This window comes from 'Fragaria x ananassa' phyllody phytoplasma (assembly GCF_018274325.1).
In the GTDB taxonomy this organism is placed as follows: Bacteria; Bacillota_I; Bacilli_A; order Acholeplasmatales; family Acholeplasmataceae; genus Phytoplasma.
On the sequence record NZ_JAGVRH010000032.1, the window covers coordinates 1 to 394 of the forward strand.

General features: G+C 16.2%; 1 protein-coding gene. It reads right to left on the reverse strand.

Annotated elements, in window-relative coordinates; translation table 11 throughout:
• Nucleotides 1–241 precede the first annotated feature (241 nt).
• Nucleotides 242–385 (reverse strand): IS3 family transposase, encoded by a 144-nt coding sequence (locus tag J8J04_RS03065; RefSeq protein ID WP_308705552.1) that lies wholly within the window; start codon nucleotides 383–385, stop codon nucleotides 242–244.
• Nucleotides 386–394 lie beyond the last annotated feature (9 nt).

Genomic DNA, 394 nt, shown 5'->3' on the forward strand with positions numbered 1-394 from the left:
TTAAGAAAATTAACTAACTACTAAAAAAATAAATAATTAAAATATTATTTCTTAAATTGGTTTATATTTATAGTTAGTATTTTTTTTTTAACTTATAATTTTATTTTAAAACATTATATAGAGGCAAAATAATGCGTTTTAGAGATATTATATTTTGTTCAATGGAAACCTTTTTTAACCATAAGAATAAAAAAACCAATACAAATTGCTCTCCTTAATTGAGGGCATTTGTTTTAATAATTTATTTATTAATATTTTTATATTCTAAAGATGATAAATAATTTAAAATTTTTATTTTTCGATAAGTATTATAATACTTAATATAATCATTAATAATTTCTTTAACTTGAAATTCATTAAGATTTTGCATTTTTTCATAATGGATAGTTTCACA